Below are 1,563 nucleotides of genomic sequence, written 5' to 3' on the forward strand. Positions count from 1 at the left end.
CTCAGCTTGTAGAGAAAAACATGTTTTTTCCTACAAGCTTTTTTATTTCATAAAATTTCTTGTTCATTTTTTAATCTTTATAAAAGGAAAAAGCCCTCCCACACACTTAGCCAAGCTTGGCTAAGTGTGTGGCAATCTTCTTCATATTCTGGCAAGCGGCGGTGAGGAGAACTTGTTCGCTCACATTTTGTTTTCCCCTCAACCGGCAGTAGCGAAGCCCATGCAGCTGTTTTGAATCTGCAAAGCTCCGCTCTATTTTTTCTTTTCTTTTTTTGTAGAGGATTTTTCCGGAGTCGGACAAACGATTTTGCCTGACCTTTTCTTTATGGTCCTCCCATATGTGTCTTGAGACGACCTTCTGGTGGTTTTTCGATCTTGTACAGTTTTCAAGCAGAGGGCATGAGACACACTTTTCAGGGTTGGACTTATAAAATCTGTTGCCTTTTCGATCTGTTGTTGAGTATAAGAGTGTTTGTCCGTTCGGACAAATGTACTGATTTTTTTCACGGTCATAATGAAACTTCCACTTCGGAAACAAACCTTTTGTAGGATGAAAGCGTCTATGAGCAATAACGCCAAAAATTCGACGGTCGGACAGTCCTTTACAGATTGGAGTTGTCAGATAGCCAGAATCAAGAGCGACGGCTTCAACTTGAAAACCAAATCGTGCGATTTGGTGGTCTAATCGATCGAGATAAGGCGCAGAATCATGGACATTACCGGGCGTTACATAGGCATCGGTGATGATATTGAATTTCATATCCGTTGTTCGGTGATCTAAATAGAAAAAACCTTCAGGTTTGTTTTCACGGTAAAGATAGCCGCTTTCGGGATCAGTTGTACTATGACGAATTTCCTTTTTAGTTTTCACCTCCTCTTTGGCTTTTAAAGGCTTTTTTCCGCGTGCTTCCCGATCTTCTTGGACGGCTTTATCCAAGTCCTTTATATAGTTTTGTGTATCCTGCTCAATCGTTTTTCGCGTATATTTATGCTTATTGGCATTGGCTTTGAGGTGAGTTGAATCTGTGAAAAGGACACGGCCTCCTACCATATCATGATTAATGGCCTGAAGAACGATCTCATCGAAAATGTCTTGAAAAATGGTCGTATCTTTAAAGCGTGTACGTCTATTCCAACTGATGGTTGAATGGTGAGGAACTGGATCGTTGATGTTTAACCCTAAAAACCATCGGTAAGCCATATTATAGTAAATTTCTTTTTCGAGCTGTCTTTCTGAACGGATACCGTAAAGGTATCCGATAAACATCATTTTGAATAAAATCAACGGATCAAGTGAGGGGCGGCCTTTATTTTCGCTGTAGTAAGGTTTAACCTTTTCAATGATAAAAGAGAAATCGATGTACTTGTCAATTTTACGAAGCAGGTGATCCTCTTCAACAAGCTGATCAAGCAATACAAATTCAGCTTCGTTCTGGGAAGAATTCCTTGTGTAGAACATGAACAGACACCGTCCTTTTAGAAGGCTTTTCTTTATTATAAAATGGTGAAATGGATAATTTAAGGGAAAAATGAAAAAGGCTGTCGATTTTCTCGACAGCCTGA

At 39.9% G+C, this 1,563-nt stretch carries 1 protein-coding gene; it reads right to left on the reverse strand.

Features of this window, described 5'->3' with window-relative positions; translation table 11 throughout:
- Nucleotides 1–106: 106 nt before the first annotated feature.
- Nucleotides 107–1,459, reverse strand: a complete 1,353-nt coding sequence (locus V7126_RS22685; RefSeq protein WP_046131917.1) for an IS1182 family transposase — start codon at nucleotides 1,457–1,459, stop codon at nucleotides 107–109.
- Between the last annotated feature and the right edge of the window lie 104 nt (nucleotides 1,460–1,563).

The sequence above is a fragment of the Bacillus sp. JJ675 genome, assembly GCF_036963165.1.
Classification (GTDB): Bacteria; Bacillota; Bacilli; order Bacillales; family Bacillaceae; genus Bacillus; species Bacillus glycinifermentans.

Bases quoted from the DNA above. Each gene is read 5' to 3' on its own strand.
- V7126_RS22685 (WP_046131917.1), bottom strand. From the start codon at position 1,459: ATGTTCTACACAAGGAATTCTTCCCAGAACGAAGCTGAATTTGTATTG.